We start from the raw sequence: 20,078 nt of genomic DNA on the forward strand, positions 1-20,078 counted from the left end.
CGGTCGGCGCGGGCGGGGGCTGCTCCGCCGGTAGGTGCGCGGCCAGGGCGTCCATCGCGGCGATGAAGCCCGGGTCGTACGCGCCGGGGGTGCTCACCACCAGCCGGCCCGTGGGGCGCAATAGTCGCGCGTACGCCCGCAGGGCCTGCTCCGGCTCCGGCAGCAGGAAGACGACCATCCCGGCGAGCACCACGTCGAAGCTGTGTGGCGGGAAGCTCGGCTGTTGGGCGTCGCCGACCCGGACCTCGACCTGGGTCAGGCCGGCGCGGGTGGCGTCGTCGGCGGTGAGCTTCACCATCGTCGGGGCGAGGTCGATGCCAGTGACGCGGCCGGTCGGTCCGGTGGCCGCGGCGGCGGGAAGGAGAACAGCACCGCGGCCGCAGCCAACGTCGAGGACCTGCTCACCCGGCTGAATGCCGGCACAGCGGACAAGTGCCGTGCCGAAAGGCTCGAAGTAGGACACTTCGGTACGGTCGTAGCTGGAGGCGGCCTGCTCGAACACGTCCACGATCGAGTTCGTCCGTGCACTGCCCGTCATTGACCCTCCTCATCACCCGCACTGCTTGCCGCCCGATCCGGTGGGCTACGAGGGCAGCCCGAGCGCCAAGTTTGCGAACCCGTCAACGGTTACCGTGCGATGGTCGTACCGACACCAGGATGACATGCCGGTCGCAACGTTCAGGCACGCCTGCACCGGCGGACACGCACCCTGTCCCAGATCCACAAAGCAACGGACCCTCCATCACCGCTTCATGTCATGGACCTGGACAGGACGGCACGGGGCGCTCTCACTCCCGTCCGCCGATCGTGGTGATCGGCGCAGCTCGCATCGCGAACCGGGTGGCCGTCGTGATCGCTCCCCAGGAAAGCGCGACGGTCACCACGACAATCGCGATCATTCCAAGAAGGGAGAAGCTCGGCACGGCCGACTGGGTCAGCCCGAGGCTGAAGCCAGCCAGCGGTGGGATCATGGCCAGTGAACCGAACAGCAGCGCCATGACGACAACGACCCGGGCCTCGCCATTCACCATCTTGCGGACCTGGTCGCGACTGGCGCCGATGAGTCGCAGCATCGCGAACTCGCGCACGCGTGCCGTCGTCGCCATCACCAGCGTGTTCACGACCGCGATCGCGATGTAACCCAGCAACACGGTTTGGAACAGCAGGTTGAGCGCCCAGTCACCGGTGCCGCCAACCCCGGGCGCCGCCAACAATCGCTCCCGGTCACCGACCTGGACCGTCGGAAAGCGCTCGACCGCGCCGCGCAGCGCCTGTTGCAATGCCGTCTGGTCCGCCCCGTCTACGGCGCTGACCAACACCGCGCTGTTGACCTGGGCGGTGGTGTGCGCAACCACGAGATCGTTGGGGAGGGTCACATCGCCGAAACCCAACCCATGCTCGTAGATCGCCACCACCCGCGGGTTGAGCAGGTGGCCGTCGCCGAGGCGCAACTCGATCGCCTCGCCGATGGTCCCACGGACGGTCTCCGCGGCGATCCGGCTCAACGCCACCGTCTCGCCTCGTAGCTCCGCGATGTCGCCCCGGGTCACCGCGAGGTCGATGGTCTCGGAGAGCCGGTCGGGTGTGACGCCCTGGGCGGCGAAAACCTTGGTCGCGGTGCTGTCCTCGGACGGGAACGTCAACAACGCCTGACTCCGCGCCACCGGTGTGACCACGGCTACCCCGGGCGTCTCCCGAACCGCGTCCACGACCTCTGGTGAGATCCCCGCGGCGGACGGGGCAGTCAGCGCGTAGTCGGCCCGCAGTCCTTCCGCAAGCTGGTGTTGTGCCCCGGCGAGCGTGGTGGAGGCCCCAAAGACCTGCACGGCGGCGAGCGTCACCCCCATCGCCAGCGGCGTGGCGGCCGTGCTGAGCTGCCGCCAGTTGGCCCGCGTGTTGGACCGGGCGAGGAAGGAACTGGCGGTGGTTCGTGGGTTCACCAACCGGCCGAACAACCGGAGCGCACCGTTGAACAGCAACGGTCCAAGACAGCCGAGGGCCACGACGAACAGCAGGACGGCGCTCGCGGCGGTATCGGCGGCCGAGTCCCCCGGCGATGCCACGTTCCCGAGTGTGAGCAGCAGCCCGAGGGGGATGAGCAGGATGCCGATGGTCAGCCGGACTGTCCCGAGCCTCTTGGGCTCGATCGCGGCGTCGCCGAACGCCTCAACCGGGCTGACCCTGGCTACCCGACGGGCGACCAGCCAACCGGCCAGTCGGGCGCTGATCGCGCAGAGCACCAGCGCGGCGAAGAGCGGCAGCACCCCCACCTGAAGCGCGAAGTCTGGGGGCATCGCACCGACGAGCACGAACACACCGCGCATGGCATAGGCGAGCGCGATGCCGGGAAGGGCACCGACCAACGCGCCGGCGAGCGCCACCACGGTCATCTCGGCGCTGACCATCCCGTGAATCTGTCGGGGCGTCGCGCCGATGGCGCGCAGCAGGGCCAACTCACGCCGACGTTGCCGCACCGAGAGCGCGAGGGTGCTCGCCACCACGAACACCACGATCAGCACCATGGTGCCGCCGAACGACGCGGCGGACTCCACCACCAGACTGCGGGCATCGCCGACATCCAGGAACTCGACATCGCCGCGATCGGCACCGGTATGCACCACAACTCCGGGTACGGCGGCCTGGATGCGCTTGGCCAGGTCCTCCGCGGCGACGTCGGGTGCGGCCAACACGCCGATCGCGTCCACCCGGTCGGGGCGGCCGGAGAGCCGGGTCGCCTGGTCGTCGCTGAAGTAGACGGCGGACTGCCGGTCGAGCGCGGCTGGCGCCGCGGCGATGCCCACCACCTGGTAGGCCGCCGGGGTGGAGCCGACCACGATCTGCACGGTCGAATCAGTCGCCAGACCGGCCCGAGCAGCCAGGTCGGCGTCGAGCACGACCTCACCGAGCCCGGTCGGTGCCCGCCCCTGGTCCGCCGTGAAGGGTGCGAGCGCCGCCGCAGACCAGCCGTGCCCGAGCACCGGGAAGTCGTGCGGTCCGGTCACCACGCCGCCGTCAACGGTCAGGACGCTCACCGAGATATTGACATCTCCGACTGCGGAGGCGACGCCGGGGACTGCGGCGACCGCGGCGACCGTGTCGGCGGGCAGCGTCACCCGCTCGCGGTAGCGAACCTCTGCACTCTCATCCAACCAGAAGGACTGCGGTGCGCCGATCGTCACGGCCGCGCCCGCGTACCGCTCAGGAGTGACGCCGTTGCTGAGCCCGGACTGCAGCAGAACCCCGCACGCGGCAATCACGGCGGCGCCGACGACGATCGCGACGAAGGAACCGGCGAAGCCCCCCTTGTTTCCCCGGATCGTGCTCCAGGCCAGACCCAGGTCTCGGGGAAGCGGAACCACGATGCCGATGAGCCGCCGGACGGCGCGGATCACCACTCGCCCAGGTACGTCCGGTGCGACCCGACCTGCTCCGGGGTAGCCTGGAACAGGCCGGGGCCGGAAGGCCCTTTAGATCCAAATGTTGGGCGAACCGTCTGGTCAACTGACGTGACATGTTGGGAAGCTTGGGGCATATCGGCCAGCATGACAGCTTTCGGCAAGGCCGCAAGGCCGCAAGGCAGCGCCGCCCGCCGCGCGGTACCCGATTGAAGGCGCACGCCGGCCCAGTTGTAGATCGACGGTCAACGTCAGGCAGCGTCCAGCAGCGCCGGGAGCTTGCGCATGTCGTCGAAGACCACCGTGCCCGGGCCCTCCAGTCGGTGCGCAGGGGTCAAACCGCCCGCGTAGCCGAAGCAGCGCATCCCGGCAGCGCGGGCCGCCTGGACTCCGTAGTGACTGTCCTCGACCACGGCACACGCTGCGGGCGGCACACCCATCGCCGCCGCCGCATGCAGGAAAAGGTCGGGGGCGGGCTTGCCGTGGGCGACCTCGGTGGCGCTGAAGATGCGGCCCGCGAAGCGCAGATATAGGTTTGTGCGGCCCAGGGTGTGGCGCATCTTCTCGTGCGTACCGCTGGAAGCCACGCACGTCGGCAGGGCGATCTCGTCGAGCGCCTCGTTGACCCCGTCCACGGCGGTTAGTCCGGCGTCCACCGCCTGGCGGTGCGCCAGGTCGAACCGGTCGGCCCATTGAGCAGCCACGTGGTGTCCGAGGCGGGCCGCGATCTGCGCACCGATGGATGTGCTGGAACGGCCGATGAACCGCTCGATGATCGCTGCCTCGGTCAGCGGCCAACCCAGTTCCGCGCCGAGCGCGACGTTGATGCGGACCGCGATGCGCTCGCTGTCGACCAACACCCCGTCGCAGTCGAAGATGACAAGCCCGACCGAAGTGGTCATCCGTTGCTCCTAACTCGGTCCGCGGTGCGGGGGGGGGTAGGTCCGGCAACACGGGATCATTGCGATGTTTGGGGCCCCGTTACCTGTCGTGATGGCGGGGCCGGTGTGCGGCTGCAGCCTACTCGGCAGCCGGGGTCCGCAGGACCTCGAACACGGCACCGAACCCGTCCCCCGCGTGACCGCGGCGGATGGCCTGCTCCGCGCATGCGTGCAGGAACTCCGGCAGGGCCGCGTCCACGCCCTGCGCCCGGCTCGCGTCTACCAGGTGCTCGATCGCCACCGTCTGCATCCCGAGCGTCGACTCGTTGTCCGGGTACGCCCCTCGTCCACCTGGCCGGTGCGGTTGGGCTTGACGGCCAGCCTCGACTTCATGTGTGAGTCGATGGAGTAGCCGACGATCCGGTGGGACCATACGTCCTTGATCGCGCACAGGTAGAGCTTGCCCTCACCGGTTCGGTGCTCGGTGATGTCGGCCAGCCACAGCCGGTTCGGGCCGTGGATCAACCAAGGGCTGCGACCATGATCAGCCAGGGTCGCTTACAAACCGACCCAGGGAGACAGCGCCGACGGCGGCGCGGGTCAGCCAGCGAGCAGCCGTTCGGTTGCGTGGAGCAGGGAGTCGGGGTCCTTCTCGTACCGGTCGTGGTAGGGCCAGTCGGTCTCGGTGAGTCCGATCGGGCCCGGGGCGATTACCAGCCAGCCTCGCTTCCACTCGCCCCCGGTGTCGGTGGCGCGTCGCTGTGAGGTGAAGATCCGCACCCGTAGGCCGTTCTCGGTCAACCCGAGCCAGTCCGCGAGCCGTTCCTGGAAGGGGTCACCCGGGTAGTCGTTCATGGCGAGGTTGACCTCGACGACGCCGCCGGACTCCAGCTTCGCCGGGACGTTCCGGAAGAACGTTTCCAGGATCGGTTCGCCCGCCTCCAGCAGGTCAACGAACTCGCTTCCCTCCTCGTTGGTGGGGGAGTTGAACGCGATCCGGGAGAACCGTCCCTCGGCCGGCTCGAACATGTCGCCCTCCCGGAAGGTGACGTTGGTCAGGCCGTTGAGGGCGGCGTTGAGCCGGGAGAGGGCCACCGCACGAGGGTTGACGTCCACCCCGAGGACCGTCTCGTACCGGTCAGCGAGCACCAGAGAGAGCACTCCCGAACCGCAGCCCATGTCCAAGGCCCGCACCCCGCCGCGCCGGAGCATCAGCCGGATCAGCAGATCCGCCTCCCACAGCGGGTCGACGTACCAGCGGTGCTGCACCTCCTCCTCGACGTCCGGGTCGGTGAGCACCACCACGCCGTGCGACTGGTGGCCGCGCAGCGGCGAGGAGAAGTGGGTGCCGTCGTCGATAGCCACGCCGCTGTCGAGCAGCGCGAGCCGGCCCTCCGCCCCGACCTCCCGGGCCAGGTCGTTCGGGTCGGCCGGTGCGCCGGAGAGCAGGGCGGACAGCGGGGTCAGCGCCGGTTGCCCGACCACCTTCCGCATGGCGTCGCCGAGCTGTCGAAGTGCCGACAAATCGACGCGCTCCGGCTGGAAACCACCTACACCGCTTTCACCGGCACCCGGCATGCCTCACCGCCCGGTTGATCGTCCGCCGCGCCGACCCCGCCCACGCCGCGCCGACCCCGCCCACGCCGCGCCGACCCCGCCCACGCCGCGCCGACCCCGCCCACGCCGCGCCGACCCCGCCCACGCCGCGCCGACCCCGCCCACGCCGCGCCGACCCCGCCCACGCCGCGCCGACCCCGCCCACGCCGCGCCGACCCCGCCCACGCCGCCGGTCAGCGAGGACTCCTGCCCGCCTACTGGTATCACGCCGTATTCACCGACAGCCCAGATCACGATTAAGGGGCTTGGGCGCCCGTGGTTCGCTGCCCGAGGGGCATCGGGCGGGGCGAGGTGGGCAGGTGGTCCCGGCGGCGGACTGGTGACCGGCGGACAGCCGGGTGCCCCGCTCCGCTAGGGTTGCCCCGGGCGACACAGGGGGAGACGGGTGGCAGGGTCGGACGGAACACGGCGGTCGGACGGTATTGGCCCCGGCACGCTCTACCTGGTTCCCACCCCGATCGGCCACCCCGGGGACATCACCCTCCGGGCGATCGAGGTGCTGGGCCGGGTCGGCGTCGTGGCTGCGGAGGACACCCGGCACACCCGCCGCCTGCTCCAGTCGTTGGAGATCGAGACCCGCCTGCTCAGCTACCACGACCACAACGAGGAGTCGCGGAGCCGGCAACTGCTGGGGCTGCTCCACGACGGCATCGACGTGGCGCTCGTCTCCGACGCGGGCACGCCGTTGGTCAATGACCCGGGCTACCGGCTCGTGGCAGCGGCGGTCGAGGCCGATACGCCGGTACGGCCACTGCCCGGCGCGACCGCCTCGGTGACCGCGCTGGTCGGTTCCGGGCTGCCGAACCACCAGTTCCACTACGCCGGCTTCCTGCCCCGCAAGGAGGCGGCTCGCCGGGCCGCGCTCACCGCACTGCGGTCCACCCCGGCCACCCTGATCTTCTTCGAGGCACCCCACCGGATCGTCGCCATGCTCGCCGATCTCCGTGCGGTGCTCGGCGACCGGCCGGCGGCGCTGGCCCGGAATCTCACCAAGGGCGACGAGGAGTTCCTGCGTGGTCGGCTCGCCGAGTTGACCGCCCGACTCGACGCCGAGGGGGCTGTCCGGGGGCAGTTCACCGTGGTGGTCGCCGGTGCCCCTGAGGAACACGCGGACGAGGACCGGGCGCTGGCCGCGCGGCTCACCGAGACACTGGTCCGGCGCGGCGCCGAGGCCCGACTCGTCCGCGAGGTGGTCCGTGAGGTGACGGGACTGCCCCGGAACTGGGTCTACGACCAGGTACGCCTGGCGGTTGAGCGGTCGGGCGCGGCGGAGACCCGGTAACCGTTCCGTCGGCTTTCGTTACCCTGCACCAAGGTGATCATGACGCGATTCTAGAAACATCGGGAATAGGTGACCTGTGCGACGCGTCCGCGTGTCGGGCCCCTGGCCTAATTGCAATTACCGGTCGGGGCGATCGTAGGGAGTCGTCCGTGTAGACGGCCTCCGATCCCGCTGTTAGAGTCGAAGCCTTGGTAACGGCTGGCGTCCAGCCGCCTGGCCATATTCCTCATCCGTCACCCTCAAGGGTCGAGGAAGGTCATGAAGAATCTTCGATGAGCTTCCCTGGTCGAGCGTCTGTCGGGCGGCGGCGCGCCGACCGCACTCGACCCAACGAAACGGTCCCAGGTTCGGTGCGGCACGCGGACCGAGGTCGACTGGACCGGAATCCAGAACCCCGACTTCCTCGCCCTCGGGCTCGGCGCGACCAACATGATGGCGATGCTCTGGTCGGTGCCGAACGGCCGCCAGGCCGTCGGCGTGGAACTGCGCGGCGACCCCTCGCTCGGCGTGCACTGGAATATCCGTGAGGACTTCTGGCACCACCTCGGTCTGATCGACCAGCTCATGATGGAGAACTACGGCGAGGACCGCATCCCGCGCAAGGGCGACGGCCGGGTCTTCAAACTCCGTGAGACCTTCTACGGCGCGATGACCGAGCCAGGCGACGTCTACGCCGACGAGGTCATCGCCGGGGTCGAGGAAGCTCATATCTCGGGACTGATCCACTACACCGAGTTCATCGACGACCGGTGGGCAGACGGTGGCGCCGGACTTCCGGAACTTCGACCCGGTCCAGGCGGGCATGCTGCCCCCGGGCACGAGCCGGACCTCCGTCGAGTACTTCGGCGCGCACCGATACCTAATCCGGGACTACTTCCTCGAACAGGTCTCGCAGATCACCGAGATCCCGCGCCGGGAACTCTCCCGGACGCTGACCCTCGCCACCCCGAGGATCGTCTCGGTGGTGGAGCGGATCGGGCGCGACGCGTTGGTGGCGCCGAACTGCGTCATCGCCGGCGACTCCTTCGGCAACAGCAGCTTCTTGCTCAGCGGGGGTGCCAGCACCGGCATGGTCGGGCACGCGGCCCGGGTCTACCGGTACTGGCAGGCCCGGGAGGCGGGGGTCGACCACGCCGAGGCGGTCCGGCAACTCGCTGACGGCATCCGCGGGGAGATGGATCCCGCACCTGCGCCGATGGCTCAGGCGATGGCGGACGTGCCCGCCATCCCCGATGACGGTTCCGGAGGCCGCGATTCCGGTCGACGGGTCATCCACCCCGATGGCCGAGCAGGTGGACCGGGCCGGCGAAGCCCGCATGACGACAGGGGCCGTGCCGGCGTCGGCACGGCCCCTGTTCGGGATGTGGTCGCGGTGGTGCGGTGTCAGTCCTCGCCCCGGTAGACGCAGCCGGAGGTGCAGGTCTCCCGGACGGAGACTGCCGTCAGCGGTAGCCCACCGGACAGCCGGTCCCAGATCCACCGGGCCAGCACCTCGCTGGTCGGGTTCGACAGACCGGGCACGTCGTTGAGGTAGTGGTGGTCGAGCTGGTCCCGGAGCGGCTCGAAGGCCCGCTTCAGGTCGCCGAAGTCCATCACCCAACCGGTGTGCGGGTCGACATCCCCGCTGACGTGCACCGCCACCCGGTACGAGTGGCCGTGTAGCCGGGCGCACTTGTGCCCCTCCGGCACGTGCGGCAGTCGGTGGGCGGCCTCGAAGGTGAACTCCCGGAAGATCTCCATCAGGCGATTCCAATGTACTTGTGGGTCTGCAGGCTCAGCTGCCAATGCGGGTGCGCCAGGCAGTACCGCACAGCGGCCTCGGTGTTGGCGATCCGGTCCGGGCCGTCCATGGGCTGGAGCATGAAGTGGGCGAAGTCGAGGCCCTCGAAGCGGGCCGGCTCCGCCCCCGGCTGGGGGTAGACGAGCTTCAGGTCGTGACCCGAGGTGAGGACGAGGTCGGCGCCGGCCTTCGGGCTGACGCAGATCCAGTCAATGCCGGGTGGTGCCGGCCGGGTGCCGTTGGTCTCCACGGCCACCTCGAAGCCGACGTCGTGTAGGGCCCGGACAGCCGTCTCGTCGAGTTGCAGCAGCGGCTCGCCGCCGGTGCAGACCACGTACGGGCGGCTGCGTGGATGGTCGGCGCCGCGCCAAGCGGCGGCGACTGCGGCGGCCAGCTTGGCGGCGGTATCGAAACGCCCCCCGCCAGGGCCGTCGGTGCCGACGAAGTCTGTGTCGCAGAACCGGCAGATCGCCCGGTGCCGGTCCTCTTCCCGGCCGGTCCAGAGGTTGCAGCTGGTGAAGCGGCAGAAGACCGCCGGCCGGCCGACGTGGGTCCCCTCACCCTGGAGGGTGTAGAAGATTTCCTTGATCCGGTACACCGTCACCCACCCGACGGGGTGGCGAGAGCGGGGTCGGTCAACCCGAGCTCCGCGAAGCCCCGGCCGCGGAGCAGGCAGGAGTCACAGGTACCGCAGGCCTGGCCGTGGACCGGGTCGTAGCAGCTGTGCGTCCAGGCATAGTCGACGCCTAGGTCCAGCCCTCGACGAATGGTCTCGGCCTTGGTGAGCTGGATCAGCGGGGTGTGCACACGCAGCCGTTGCCGCCCTTCGACGCCGGCCTTGGTGGCGAGGTTCGCCATCGTCTCGTAGGCAGCGATGTACTCGGGGCGGCAGTCCGGGTAGCCGCTGTAGTCGAGGGCGCTCACGCCGATGAAGACGTCCGCGGCGTCCAGGGTCTCCGCCCAGGCTAGGGCGAACGAAAGGAAGACCGTGTTCCGGGCCGGCACGTAGGTGACAGGGATCTCGCTGCCCAGGTCGTCGGCGCTGTCGTGGTGCGGGACGGCGAGCGAGTCGTCGGTCAGCGCCGAGCCACCGAAGACTCGCAGGTCGATGTCGGCGACGACGTGCCGGGTCGCACCCAGCGCCTCGGCCACCCGGGCTGCGGCCGCCAGTTCGACGGTGTGCCGCTGGCCATAGCGGAAGCTCAGTGCGTACGTGTCGTAGCCCTCGTGCACCGCCATCGCGAGCACCGTGGCGGAGTCGAGCCCGCCGCTGAGCAGCACCACAGCCTTACGCTTCGCCGTCGGCATGCGCTAACCACCACCTCTCTCCGCGTCACCACGGGTACATGAACACTAGTCGGCAAGCCTACCCAGCGTCCCGGTCGGCAGGACCGCTGCGCCCACCCCGCCGCCCGCGGTCGTCGGATTCGGGGACCCAGTTGGTGACCACGGTGGCCCCGCCCTTTCCGTGACATGGCATGGTGCGGGCATTGAAGCACCGTCAGTTGATCAAACGGGCCCGCCGGGTCACCGCAGCGGCGGAGTACGACATCTCGGGGCGCTACCCGTTGGTCGTCGCACCTGTCGTGCGGGTACCACGGTTGGCCCGAGTGGCAGTTGGCGGGCGAGGAGTTCGGCTGCCGGCAGTCGGCCACCCGTCGTCCGTGCGTGGGGACCCCAGCCCCAGTTCAGCGCTGATACGTACTCGACGCAGCCAGCGCGATGCCACCTCGGACATTGAAGTCGACGGTGACCTTGAGGCATACCGGCTCAAGGGCCGCCACCAAGTCGTCGCGCATCTTTGTCGCGAGGTGCTCGTGGAAGATCCTCTCGTCCCGGAAGGTCTCGAGGTAGAGCTTGAGGCTCTTGGTCTCCACCCCCCGGTCCCCGGGGCGGTATTCGATGCGGATGGTCGCCCAGTCCGGCTGCCCGGTGACGGGGCAGCGGCAGGTGAATTCCCGGCAGTCGATGACGATCTCCTGTGAGCTGTCACCGATCGGAAAGGTTTCCAGGGATTGGTCGGGCGGCGTGTCCGCCCGACCAAGCTTCGTGAGAGCCATGAACTGATCATAGGCTCCGCTTCAGAGCCCTCACATTGTCCCGGACCTTCACCACCGCGTCCAACATGTCCTGTATGTCCTCCGGCTGCACCGCCACCATCGAGTGGTGGATCCAGACCGCTTCGTCGAACGCCACCCGCTCGGCGACCGGTAGGTGGAACGCGTCCGGGGAGATCTTCTCGCCGTACCGTTCGCGGATCGCCGGCCAGCCGTCGGTGGTGATGTGGAACAGCCCAGCTCGCGGCTGTCCTGGAGCAGCCGGTGGACGACGTCCATCCGGTTACCCTTCTTGACCAGTTCGAGCAGCCGCTCGTTCGCCGTCTCCAGGCCGAAGCGGCCCTGTAGGACCAGGCTCCCTTGTCCCTCGCGGAACGTGGTGTACAGCGATAGGTCGAAGTCGCTGTATTCCGGGGTCGGGGGTCTGGTTCATGTCGGCGACCCAGGAGATGTCACCGCTGCGCTCGTAGGTGCCGCTCTCGGTCCGCCAGTGTGTGTTGGGGGTGTTCTCCCGCGGCTTGGACATCTCCAGCAACAGCTTGTGGCCGACCGGCTTGGTGTCGAGCACGCTCTGCGCGGCCATCGGCTTGCACCCACCCGGGATACCCACCGGCCGCTCGCCCCGCGACAGCGCTTCGGCCGTCTTCAGCAGCGGCTCCTCGCCCTCCCGGACGACCAGCGCGTCGATCAGCCCACCCAACTCGGGGCAGGCTTCCAGACGGGGGACGAGCATGTCCGCGAACGAGGTGACCCACGGGCCGCCCCAGCAGAGGTAGAGGTCGGGGTTCTCCTGCTTCATCAGGTAGCCCAGCGTCAGTGCCGGGATGACCTGGTTGTAGCCCATAATGGAGAAGCCCATCAGGCCCAGCTCGCGGGCGGCACCGGCGACTCTCTCCTGGTAGAACGCGTGGTAGATGTTGGCGTCCGGGTCGCGGACCAGCTTCGCGACCCGCTCCGGCTCGTCCCGCAGGATCGACAGGAACTCGCAGTACGAGAACGGGAAGGGCGGGTCCCAGATAGAGAGGCTCTCCGGCGCCACCTTGCACTGCTGCTGTAGCTTCCACTGCTCGAAGTTCGTCTCAGTGAAGTAGTTGCCGGTGATGTGGTTCAGGAAGAACTGCTTGATGAACGGTTCGGTGAACTCGTGGTTGTTCCCCGGGCCCTGCACCTGCTCGATCTCGACCCGGCCGAGCAGGTAGTCGTTGAAGTCCGCGTTCAGGTCCAGGCCCCGGGCAGGCATGCCGTTATCGCGGAGGTAGGCCGTGAGAGCCGCCACCGAGATCGGCGGGGTCTCCGCCAGTAACGACGGTGGGAAGGCGACACCGGTGACGATCTTTCGAGGGACGGTCATCTCAGGGTTCCTCCAGTAGGGATAGATAGATCGCCTCCAGGCGTCCGCCTGTCGAGGCCAGCGAATACTCTCGCTGGGGGATCGGCTCGGCGGCTTCCGCCAGGCGGCGAGCCAAGTCGGGATCGTCGAGGACAAGTTCGATCGAGTCCGCAGGTTTCGGAGGGTCGAAGGGTGGAACCAGCACGCCGGTGCGCATGTGGTCAACCAGCTTGTGGACGCCACTGACGTCGTGCGCCACCACCGGGCGCTTCATCCTCATGTACTCCAGCACCACGACGCCCAGCTCCTCGTAGTTCGAGGGGAGGACGGCGAGCGTGGAGAGTGAGATGATCGAGGGGATGTATTTCGGGAGCAGGAAGCCGGCTATCACCAGCTGGTCCGCCACCCCGAGCTGCTTGGCGAGCGCCTCGATCTCGCCCCGCTGCGGCCCGTCCCCGGCGATCAGGAACCGGACGTCGCGCCGCTTGTTCACCTCGGCCGCGGCCTTGACGAACCAGTCGACACCCTTTTCTGACGAGATCCGACCGACGTAGAGGACGGTGGGCTTGTCGTCGGTCAGGCCGAAGCGCTTGCGCAACTCTTCCCGGCGCTCGGGGGGTGTCGTGCCCGACGAAGTCGTCGGTCACCAGATGCGCCAGCCGGTGCACCCGCTCGTCCGGGACGGCGAGTTCGTCCCGAATCCGTTCCCGGACCTGACCAGGACCATCGGCACCGAGACCAGCGGCCGGTCGTCGTGCGAGAGCGGTTCGTCGAGACCGCCAAGGAGGATCATGGCGCTGCTCTCGGCGGAGTCGGCGAGGTAGCCGCGCTTGTTGTCGAAGTGGAGCCTGCGCATCACTTCGTCGAGGTCGACCTCCTCGGGGATGGTCACCATCGCGCCGGCCCGGGTGAGCAGTTCCCGGTGCAGAGCGACCGTCTCGTCGTCGTGGTGGCCCATCCGGCGGGACACCTCGGCCGCCACCACCATGCCGAGGCCGATCGCCTGGCCGTGCGAGAGCCTGCCGGCCGCGGTGTATGACGACCCTCTGGCCGGCGTCCTCGGCGAGCGGCAGTGAGTAGCCGGTCAGGTCGAGCCCGGGGATGCCGTCGAACCGCGTCCGGGTCGCGGGTCGGTAGAGCCGGTTGTGGTTCATGGGCGGGTAGCTGGCGTAGATCCCGGCCCCGGCGAGCTCGGCGGCGACCGCCGGGGCGATCCGCTCGACGCCGAGCCGTCCGATCTGGTCGTCAGAGATCCGGCCCGCCCACTCGTAGTAGGTGCGTTCGGTAGTGCCGGCCGAGGAGACCTGGGGCGTTATACCCAGCGCCCCAAGCCCTTCGTCGAGCAGGGCTGCGTTGGCCCGGCGGCGCTCGTTCTGCCGGTCGAGGAGTTCGAGCTGGGTGAGCAGGATCGCCGCCTGGAACTCCGAAAGGCAGCGGTTGCTTCCCATCAACTCCGCGGTCTGGGCCAGCTCCATCCCCCCGACGCTGGGCTCGTCGGGGGTGTATGTGCGACCGTCGGCCCGGAGGTGCTCGGCCCGGCGGAACAGCGCCGGGTCCCCAGTGATCACCGCATCGCCTTCGCCGCTGGTGAGGACCTTGCTGTGCTGCATGCTGAAGGCGCCGAACGTGCCGACCCGGCGGCCACGGTAGCGCGCCCCGTGCGCCTGAGCGCAGTCCTCGATCAACGGAATGCCGTGCCTTTCGGCGATGGCGGTCAGCTCGTCCAGATCGGCCACAGCGGAGTAGAGGTGCGCCACGACGATGGCCGCGGTCCGGGGTGATCGCCCGCTCGACCGCAGCCGGGTCGAGGCAGAGGGTGCGTGGGTCGACGTCGACCGGGACCGGAACCGCGTTGACGCCGACGACCGTGGATGCGTTCGCGACCCAGGTAAGTCCCGGGATGATAACCTCGTTGTCGGCCCCGACCCCGCATGACTCGAGCGCGACCATGAGGCTGGCCGTCCCGCTGGAAGTTGGCACGCAGTGCCGGATCCCGTGGAAGTCGGCGAACGCCGCTGCGAATCGCCGCTCAAAGCTCTGCCTCCCCTGATAGGGGCCACTGATGGACCAGCGACCGGAATGGAGAACCTCATTCAGTGCGTCGAGGACCCCCGGGCCCGGGAGTAGGCCACAACGGCCACTGCTGATTGCGAATCGGGGAACCACCATTGACAGCAAGAAGGGTCACGTCTACGTCCTCCCCCGTGCAGAAGTTAGCAACCACTAGAGCGCGGGCTGGGCCAAGTATGCCAGCACGATCACTACTGTCGACGTGCAGAAATCGGCCAATCCGGGCTTTCGGGATTATTATAGCGACGACTATGAACCTAGTGTTTACTACTGCTACCCCCGTAGTTACCACTCGCTAATAGCTTTTGGTGCGCCAGCAATGCCCGGCGGGGTGCGGCGACATGATGAAGATCTTTTTCCTGTCGGCCCTATCTGTCAATCGGAGGTAAACGATGACGACACCTGCGGCCGACGACCGCATTGACCAGATCGAGCGCGCGATCACCAAGAGCCGCCGCTACCAGACGGTGGCGCCGGTCACCGTGCGCCGGCTGGCCGCCGCCGCCCTGGTCGCTGCCCGGGGAGACCTTCCCGGCGCGGTCAAGCGGACCAAGCGTGGCCTGCACGAGATCTACGGCGCCTTCCTGCCGCCGAATCCACCGAACTACCCGGCGTTGTTGCGGCAGCTTGACCGCATGATTGCGGAGGGTGACGACGAAGATGTCCGGGTGGCCCTGAGTCGTGCGATGTCCCTACATATCTCCACCCGTGAGCGCCTGCCGCATCTTGCGGAGTTTTATCGGGAGATCTTCACTTACATACCATTGCCAGCTTCGATCCGTGACTTGGCTTGTGGTCTGAACCCGTTGGCGGCACCTTGGATGGGGCTGCCCCCGGAGACCGTCTACCTGGCCTCCGACATCGACGCCCGGCTGATGGGGTTCGTCGACACCGCGTTGACGAGGCTGGCTGTCAGGCACCGGGCGAGCGTGGGCGACATCCTGGCGGACAGTCTTGATGAGCCGGCCGACGTCACGCTATTACTGAAGACGTTGCCCTGCCTGGAGGCTCAGCGGCGGGGTGTCGGATGGGAAGTAATAGACATTGTCAACTCACCGATTGTCATGGTAACCTTCCCGACCAAGTCTCTCGGTCAGCGATCGAAGGGAATGTTTCAGACCTATTCACAGAGTTTTGAATCCCAGGCAAAAGAGCGATCCTACCGTATTCAGCGACTAGAGATCGGCAACGAGCTGATCTATATTATTCAGAAATAGCTTTCGACACTCTTCCGGGGGAATCGGATGGCGTCGTGCGCGTACTCAGGCTGACCCCTTTCTTCCACCACGACTACGTCGACCACTGGCCGGCGGAGTTCGATCCGGTGGGCAGTATGCAGGTGCAGATCCTGGCGCTGTCCCGCAGCCTGGCCAGGGCAGGAGTCGACCAGCTCGTGCTGACCCTGGGCTTTCCCGGGCTCCCACCCACCAAGGAGATCGAGCCCGGGCTCACCGTCCGAATCGCCCGCATGTCGCTGCCCCAGATCCGATCCGAGATAGCCGGGCTCGTCGGGCTCGGGCCGGCGTGGTGGTCGGGACCGTCCGCGAGTGCCTACGGCTCCGGCGCGGCGACTGGCGTCCCGATCTCGTCCACGTGCACGCCGACGGTCAGATCTGGCCACTGATCGCCAGCCGGATCGCCGCCCGACTGCTGGGCGTGCCCTATGTGCTCACCCTGCACTGCTCCCGGCTCTCGGTCTACCAGCCGATGTCCGCGGTCGACAGCATGGCGCACCGCCTGGTCACCCAGGCCGAACGGCAGGCGCTGCGCTCCGCCGCCCGGGTGAGCACCCTCACCGGCCGGACCGCCGACATGGTCTGCGCCGCCACTGGTCTGGACCGTTCGGCGATCGTAGTGAACCCGGACGCGGTCGAGATCACCCCCGCGACGTCGGCCGAGGCGGCGGCGCTCGCGCAGCGGTACGGCCTGAACGGCCGCCGACCGCTGATCGGGTACATCGGCCGGATGGCCCACGAGAAGGGCTGGCCGGACCTGCTCAAACTCGCCGCACTCCTGGACGACCTCGACCCCACGTTCCTCGTTGTGGGGGACGGCCCGCAGCGGGGACGGATGACCCGGGAGATCGCCGAGGCCGGCCGGGCCCACCAGTTCGTGGTGACCGGGTTTCTCCCGCACGACCAGGTACCAGCGGCCCTGGCCCTAGTGGACACCCTCGTCATGCCCTCGATCCACGAGGAACTCGGGGGGAGCGCGATCGAGGCGATCATGACCGGCACTCCGGTGGCGAGGTACGCGGTCGGCGGGCTGCGCAGCACGATCGGCTCGGCCTGCCCCGACTTGCTCAGCGAACCCGGCGACGTACACGGGTAGTCGCCGCGGCGGCCCGGTCGCTGGGGCTGAGCCCCTTCCCGACGCCGCTGGCCATCGCCTCCGAGCCCTACCACGGCCGGCTCGCCTGCGCCGGTCAACGTCCATGCATCTCCAACCGGTGTGACCGGGGAGCCAAGGGGGATGCCGTGACCGTCTTCCTCGAACCGGCCCGCAAAGCCGGGCTGCGCCTCTTCGCCGGCCTGAAAGCCGTCCGGGTGCTCCGCCGGGACGCCACCACCATCGAGGGCGTCGAGTGCGTACGGGTGGACAGCGGTAGCCGGCACGTCTTCCGCGCTCGCCAGGTGGTCATCGCCGGCAACGCCGTCCAGAGCGCCGCCCTGCTGCTGCGCTCCACCGACGAGCTGAGCCCTCAGGGCCTCGGCAACGACCACGACATGGTCGGTCGGGGGCTCTGTTTCAAGATGAGCGGATACGTGCTGGGCTACCGCCGGAGGCTGAACCCGCCGACCGCCGACGATGCCCGGGGCGCCGGGCCGGGTCCCTTCTCCACCGCCGCGATCACCGACTACGACACCGCCAACGACGTACCCGGCGGGATCGGGGGCCTGATCATCGAGTCCCGCCCGGAGGAGTCCCTCCGGCTGCGCCCGGACGAGCAGATCATCCGACTCGAGTGCCTGGTACCGGACCAGCCCCGCCTCGACAACCGGGTCGTCCTAGGCCGGGGCGTGGACCGGTTCGGCCTGCGGGACGTGGTGATGGACTATTCTCCGCACCCCCGCGACCGGGCCCGGCTGGAGTATCTGCAACGGCGGGCGGAGGAGATCCTCCGGGCCGCCGGCTGCGAGCTGACCTGGCGTCAACCCCACCCGCACCATCCAGGCGCTCGCCCTGCGGATGACCCATCAGCTCCTGCGCCGCGAGTTCGGCATCCAACCCGACGTCCTTCCCTCCACACCTGTCGGACCAGAATGAATCGGACTGCATCTATCATTATCGATGTGCCTGGCAACGGTAACCTCTTCCAGTTCGTCTGCGCCGACGACAAGGTGCAGGACGCCTTCCACGCCGCCGCGGCGGCCGAGGGCCTGCTCTTCTTCGAGGGCGACAACAAGATTCCGTCGGCCGCTTTCACCGACGAGGCCGTTGACGACGCCGGTGGGTGGATAGACCGGGTCTGCGCCGCCCTGACCGGGCGCTTCGGGGACCGTGAAATCACCGAGGAGTCCTGGTACGCCAGCGCCTGGGGGGCGATGGACGGCCTCGCCGATCGGCCGCGTACCCGCCAGGAGACCACCGCGCTCGTCAGTCGGCTTTGGGTGGACTGACCGGCCCGCGCGGGCGTCAGTCCTTGCTGATCGCCACCAGGTCCTCGGATCCGAGCGTGGCCCGCGACCAGCTCCAACCTCGGCTGCGGGCCAGCCCGGCCAACTCCGCCACGTGCCGTGGCACGAAGACCGCCCCCCGACCGTTCATCGCCCGGGTGGGGAACGAGACCACCACGTGCCGGCAAGCCAGCCGGTCGACCAGTGCCAGGCCCGCGCCAGGCCGGCGCCCCTCCATGCAGTGATATGTCTTCAGCAGCAGCGCCAAGTCCTCGGTCACCTGGTGACCGTCGGTGAGCACCTCGGCGTGCCGGACCTCACTCTCCGGGTAGGTCCTCGTCAGGAAGGTGTTGCCCAGGGCGACGAAGGCCGCGTTGAAGTCGTAGCCGACGTACCGGGCACCGCTGACCTCGCGCAACCAGGGCAGGGTAAAGGGGTTCAGGGCGCAGGCCAGGTCGGCCACCGTACGCGGCGGCGGCACCAGGCCGAACAGCGTCGGATAGAAGGCGTCCAGGTCGGGCAGGCGCTCGGCGGTGGAGAAGTGCCCGGCGAGCGCCTCCCGGCACCACTGTCGCCGGGCACCGGGGTCGGCGAGGTCGGCCCGGTCTAGGGCCTTGCGCAGCGCCGCCGGCCGGCTGGTGAGCAGGTGCAGCGCGGCGACCTTGTGTAGCCGTGCCCGGACCAGTCGCTCCAACTCGGTGGAGTCGCTTGTGCTCCGCCCTTCCCGATGGACCAGGTCGGCGATGGTCTCCGGGTGCACGTCCCGGTACTTCGCCGCTTTGTTAAGTCGGGCGATCACCGTCTCGACCGCCGGCGATGGGGTCACCGCTCGTTCACCCCACCCGCGACGGCGTCGGCAGGGTCGGGCGGGCCATCTGGCCGCCCCGGATCATCTCCAGCAGCCGGGTGTAGAAACGCAAGTTGTGCAGGGTGGCGAGCCGGTCCGCGAGACCATCCCTCACCCGGAAGAGGTGGTGCAGGTAACTGCGGCTGTACCGCCGGCAGGTCGGACAGTCGCAGGTGGCGCAGATCGGCTCGTCCTTACGGGAGTTCTTCTCGTCCAGGATGTAGACGTTCTGGTAGAAGCTGCGGTCCGGGGTCAGCAGCCGGTCGGCGATCTCCGGCACGAAAGAGTAGAGCCGGCCGTGCCGGGCATCCCGGGTCGGGATAGTGCAGTCGAAGACCCAGCGCATATCCAGCTCGCAGAGGGAGACCAGATGCTCGGGGCGGCCCACCCCGAGGGCGAAGAGCGGCGCCTCCGGTGGGGTGATCCGGGAGAGCAGAGCGAACATGTCGCGCTCCAGCTCGCCCTCGGCGCTGAGCGGCCAGCCACCGAACCCGAACCCCTGTGCCCCCGACTCGACCAGTGCGTCCACGCAACGTTGTCGCAGCTCCGGGTCGGTGCCGCCCTGCACCACCCCGACCAGCAGCGGCGGATCCGACGAGCGGCGTTGCCGGCACTGGAGGTCATAGGCGGTCCGGGCCTGCCGGAACCAGCGGATTGTCCGCTCGGTCGAGGCCAGTTGCTCGGCCGGGGAGTCCTCCGGACCGGTGCAGTCGTCCAGGGCGACCACCACGTCGGAGCGGAGGCCGAACTGCCACTCGATGACCTTCTCCGGGGTAAGCACGATCTTCTTGGCGGTGGGTGCCTCCTGGAAGGTCACCCCGTTCGAGCGAATCGCCCCGGTCTTGCCCTGCTTGCGGATCAGGGAGAGGACCTGAAAGCCACCGGAGTCGGAGACGATCGCCCCGTCCCATGCCATGAAGCGGTGCAGACCACCGGCCCGCCGGATGGTCTGCAAGCCGGGGCGCTGGGCCAGGTGCATTGCATTGACCATCAACGCCTCGATCCCCACCGTGGCCAGGTCAAGGGTGTCGGCCGCCCGGACCGAGGCGCGGGTACCGTCGGGGAGGAAGGTCGGCAGGACGACCGATCCGTGCGCGGTGTCCAGCGACGGGCCCGCCGGGGCGGACCGGTCCGCAGAGGTCATGGGGGAGCAACTCCTTGGCAGTTGGGATGGACGCTTCAGGATACGCGCGGTGCTGGTC

19 protein-coding genes and 3 pseudogenes are annotated in these 20,078 nt (G+C 68.8%); 5 read left to right on the plus strand and 17 right to left on the minus strand.

Annotation, left to right across the window (positions count from 1 at the left end):
- From T398_RS21045 to T398_RS21070, 6 genes and pseudogenes are all read right to left on the minus strand, one after another.
- A partial coding sequence (locus T398_RS21045; RefSeq protein ID WP_496449339.1) for a class I SAM-dependent methyltransferase occupies nucleotides 1-538 on the minus strand: 538 nt, incomplete at its 3' end.
- Between the two features lie 250 nt (nucleotides 539-788).
- Entirely contained in the window at nucleotides 789-3,392 is a 2,604-nt protein-coding gene (locus T398_RS21050; RefSeq protein ID WP_496449341.1) for an ABC transporter permease, read from the minus strand.
- 254 nt (nucleotides 3,393-3,646) lie between these two features.
- Entirely contained in the window at nucleotides 3,647-4,297 is a 651-nt protein-coding gene (locus T398_RS21055; protein ID WP_496449342.1) for an HAD family hydrolase, read from the minus strand.
- 118 nt (nucleotides 4,298-4,415) lie between these two features.
- Entirely contained in the window at nucleotides 4,416-4,577 is a 162-nt protein-coding gene (locus T398_RS21060; RefSeq protein ID WP_496449344.1) for an imine reductase family protein, read from the minus strand.
- 71 nt (nucleotides 4,578-4,648) lie between these two features.
- Nucleotides 4,649-4,795 (minus strand): annotated as a pseudogene (locus tag T398_RS21065) (DDE-type integrase/transposase/recombinase); the annotation flags it as partial.
- A gap of 81 nt (nucleotides 4,796-4,876) precedes the next feature.
- The gene (locus tag T398_RS21070) at nucleotides 4,877-5,800 is read right to left on the minus strand and encodes a methyltransferase (RefSeq protein ID WP_496449346.1); all 924 of its coding nucleotides are present in this window, start codon (nucleotides 5,798-5,800) and stop codon (nucleotides 4,877-4,879) included.
- A gap of 478 nt (nucleotides 5,801-6,278) precedes the next feature.
- On the opposite strand from T398_RS21070, the gene rsmI reads away from it, so the two are divergent.
- Nucleotides 6,279-7,175, plus strand: a complete 897-nt coding sequence (gene rsmI, locus T398_RS21075) for a 16S rRNA (cytidine(1402)-2'-O)-methyltransferase (protein ID WP_496449348.1) — start codon at nucleotides 6,279-6,281, stop codon at nucleotides 7,173-7,175.
- Nucleotides 7,176-7,349: 174 nt separating this feature from the next.
- Here the strand turns inward: rsmI and T398_RS21080 are convergent, their stop codons facing one another.
- Entirely contained in the window at nucleotides 7,350-7,883 is a 534-nt protein-coding gene (locus T398_RS21080; RefSeq protein ID WP_496449349.1) for a hypothetical protein, read from the minus strand.
- Between the two features lie 52 nt (nucleotides 7,884-7,935).
- On the opposite strand from T398_RS21080, the gene T398_RS21085 reads away from it, so the two are divergent.
- Nucleotides 7,936-8,577: a hypothetical protein gene (locus T398_RS21085; protein WP_496449350.1), complete on the plus strand. Its 642-nt coding sequence runs from the start codon at nucleotides 7,936-7,938 to the stop codon at nucleotides 8,575-8,577.
- Here T398_RS21085 and queD read toward each other — a convergent pair.
- The 8 genes and pseudogenes from queD to T398_RS21125 all read right to left on the minus strand — a co-directional run.
- The gene (gene queD / locus T398_RS21090) at nucleotides 8,559-8,915 is read right to left on the minus strand and encodes a 6-carboxytetrahydropterin synthase QueD (protein ID WP_496449352.1); all 357 of its coding nucleotides are present in this window, start codon (nucleotides 8,913-8,915) and stop codon (nucleotides 8,559-8,561) included. The two genes, T398_RS21085 and queD, sit on opposite strands and share 19 nt — an antisense overlap.
- Nucleotides 8,915-9,559, minus strand: a complete 645-nt coding sequence (gene queE / locus T398_RS21095; protein WP_496449353.1) for a 7-carboxy-7-deazaguanine synthase — start codon at nucleotides 9,557-9,559, stop codon at nucleotides 8,915-8,917. Before queE ends, queD begins: the two co-directional genes overlap by 1 nt.
- Nucleotides 9,556-10,263, minus strand: a complete 708-nt coding sequence (gene queC, locus T398_RS21100) for a 7-cyano-7-deazaguanine synthase QueC (RefSeq protein WP_496449355.1) — start codon at nucleotides 10,261-10,263, stop codon at nucleotides 9,556-9,558. Before queC ends, queE begins: the two co-directional genes overlap by 4 nt.
- A 380-nt stretch (nucleotides 10,264-10,643) precedes the next feature.
- Nucleotides 10,644-11,015 (minus strand): preQ(1) synthase, encoded by a 372-nt coding sequence (queF, locus tag T398_RS21105; protein ID WP_496449357.1) that lies wholly within the window; start codon nucleotides 11,013-11,015, stop codon nucleotides 10,644-10,646.
- Nucleotides 11,016-11,295: 280 nt separating this feature from the next.
- Nucleotides 11,296-12,363, minus strand: coding sequence for a hypothetical protein (locus T398_RS21110; protein ID WP_496449358.1), 1,068 nt, complete (start codon nucleotides 12,361-12,363; stop codon nucleotides 11,296-11,298).
- Between the two features lies 1 nt (nucleotide 12,364).
- Nucleotides 12,365-12,940: a glycosyltransferase gene (locus tag T398_RS21115; RefSeq protein WP_496449360.1), complete on the minus strand. Its 576-nt coding sequence runs from the start codon at nucleotides 12,938-12,940 to the stop codon at nucleotides 12,365-12,367.
- Nucleotides 12,941-12,985: 45 nt separating this feature from the next.
- Nucleotides 12,986-13,360, minus strand: a pseudogene (locus tag T398_RS21120) (3-dehydroquinate synthase family protein); the annotation flags it as partial.
- 172 nt (nucleotides 13,361-13,532) lie between these two features.
- Nucleotides 13,533-14,511: pseudogene (locus T398_RS21125) on the minus strand (DegT/DnrJ/EryC1/StrS aminotransferase family protein); the annotation flags it as partial.
- A gap of 293 nt (nucleotides 14,512-14,804) precedes the next feature.
- Here T398_RS21125 and T398_RS21130 point away from each other — a divergent pair.
- The 3 genes from T398_RS21130 (at nucleotide 14,805) to T398_RS21140 (ending at nucleotide 18,032) form a co-directional block, all read left to right on the plus strand.
- The gene (locus T398_RS21130; protein ID WP_496449361.1) at nucleotides 14,805-15,629 is read left to right on the plus strand and encodes an Rmt family 16S rRNA (guanine(1405)-N(7))-methyltransferase; all 825 of its coding nucleotides are present in this window, start codon (nucleotides 14,805-14,807) and stop codon (nucleotides 15,627-15,629) included.
- A gap of 271 nt (nucleotides 15,630-15,900) precedes the next feature.
- Nucleotides 15,901-16,743 carry a glycosyltransferase gene (locus T398_RS21135; RefSeq protein ID WP_496449412.1) on the plus strand — a complete coding sequence of 281 codons (843 nt, stop codon included), beginning with the start codon at nucleotides 15,901-15,903 and terminating at the stop codon, nucleotides 16,741-16,743.
- Nucleotides 16,744-16,769: 26 nt separating this feature from the next.
- Nucleotides 16,770-18,032 (plus strand): GMC family oxidoreductase N-terminal domain-containing protein, encoded by a 1,263-nt coding sequence (locus T398_RS21140; protein WP_496449414.1) that lies wholly within the window; start codon nucleotides 16,770-16,772, stop codon nucleotides 18,030-18,032.
- Nucleotides 18,033-18,048: 16 nt separating this feature from the next.
- Here the strand turns inward: T398_RS21140 and T398_RS21145 are convergent, their stop codons facing one another.
- Both T398_RS21145 and T398_RS21150 read right to left on the minus strand, forming a co-directional pair.
- Nucleotides 18,049-18,855, minus strand: a complete 807-nt coding sequence (locus tag T398_RS21145; RefSeq protein WP_496449362.1) for a class I SAM-dependent methyltransferase — start codon at nucleotides 18,853-18,855, stop codon at nucleotides 18,049-18,051.
- A 7-nt stretch (nucleotides 18,856-18,862) separates the two neighbouring features.
- Complete coding sequence (locus T398_RS21150) at nucleotides 18,863-20,020, minus strand: tRNA-ribosyltransferase family protein (protein ID WP_496449364.1); 1,158 nt, start codon at nucleotides 20,018-20,020, stop codon at nucleotides 18,863-18,865.
- Nucleotides 20,021-20,078: the final 58 nt, after the last annotated feature.

The sequence above is a fragment of the Salinispora goodfellowii genome (genome assembly GCF_059570675.1).